Origin of the sequence: Nitrosomonas sp. Nm166, assembly GCF_900112825.1 — a bacterium.
GTDB lineage: Bacteria > Pseudomonadota > Gammaproteobacteria > Burkholderiales > Nitrosomonadaceae > Nitrosomonas.
On the sequence record NZ_FONE01000111.1, the window covers coordinates 1 to 1,564 of the forward strand.

General features: G+C 45.6%; 1 pseudogene. It reads right to left on the reverse strand.

The window, feature by feature from the left end:
• Positions 1-226 precede the first annotated feature (226 nt).
• Positions 227-1,541 (reverse strand): annotated as a pseudogene (locus BM021_RS14950) (IS1380 family transposase).
• Positions 1,542-1,564 lie beyond the last annotated feature (23 nt).

A 1,564-nucleotide genomic window follows, 5' to 3' on the forward strand; every position in this document is an offset into this window, starting at 1 on the left:
CTGGATATTGCACGAGCATCAAAAATAAGAGCGAATTTGCCAGAGATTCATTTTTCAAGGGGGATAAATCGAGTTTCTATTCAGAATTTATTGTTATGGATGTGCTTTTCTATGTATTTTGGGAGAAATTATGACAGAAAAGAGGTTTTTATCTGTTGACAGGCGTAGCACATTCACCCCATAGCTATTTTATGCGGTAAATGGCGGCTCTAATCCTGGAAATGAGTTATCCAGAAGTCAATCTAGCTGCGGCTTGGAAGAATAGTTTCTGATAAGGGGATCTACTTGCAAGTAAAAAGCGAATACGGCGGGTATTGCGTAGAATAACGGCACCAATTTTGATCAGTTTAAGGCGCAATGTGCTCACATAGGCTTGAGCCAATTCTGTACCTTGCAGGGCAAGACGCCGGATGGTTTCCAGCAGGATGTATGCCAGCGAGGAGAGGAGTAGACGAAATTGATTTGACCACCATCGCTGGCAACTGGTGCGATCTGCAAACAGATCAAGTTGTTGTTCCTTGATACGGTTTTCCATTTCACCGCGTGGAGAATAAAAGCTTATCATAGAGGAACTGCGGTTTGCCGGTCAGATTGGTGAGCACATAACGCGGATTGCTGCCTTTGTCAGTATGCTCGATTTTAACAATGATGCGCCGTAGCCGCTTCCAACTCTTGGCAGCATAGTGAAATTCGCCAAACCAGCGTACTTTCTCACCGGATACGGCATACTGCTTTTCTGCTGCTTGCTGCCACTGCGCAGTGATCTCATTCAGTCGCTTGTTTTGGGCGATACCCACGATGTAATCCACATCATGCCGTTCACACCATGCCAGCATTCTGCGGCGGCAAAAACCACTGTCACCGCGAAAAATGATACGAACTTCAGGCCAGCTTTGCCTGAACCGCTTTACCAGCAATGATAGGATAGCCCAGGCATGTTTTGCCCCATCGATATTGCTTGGCCGCAGGTAGCTTACCAGCAGTTGATCCTGGCAGAACACATACAGCGGCAAAAAGCAGTAATGGCCATAATAGCCATGAAAGAAACGACCTTCCTGTTTGCCATGAACCGCATCATCAGTGGCATCAAAATCTAGCATCAGTTCTTTGGGCGCTTGTTTGAATGAAGCCACAAACCGTTCTATTATCACTTGATGAATATGACAGGCCGTTTGTCGATTCGCCTGATTCTCCCAGCGACATAAGGTGGAACTGCTTGCCAATACCTCTTCGCGTTCAACAGCTGATTGAATCGCCAAATCATGGCGTAATTGCTGATGATCATTGAGGTCTTCATAACCACATGCCAATGCATAAACCCGTTGGCGCAATAGAGCCAAACTATCATGCTTGCAACTTCCCTGCCGACGAATATCTTCCAGCGCTTGAGCAACAGCTTTGCTCAGTCCAATGCGTTTATCCACCTGCCGCAATAACATAACACCACCATCCGAAGTGATATTTCCGCCCTGGAAATTTACTTCAACAGTACGCTTTTTTACACCTGGAAAATTAAATGATTTATGGGTACACTTTGTCACTGGCAATTCCTTTTCTTTATTCG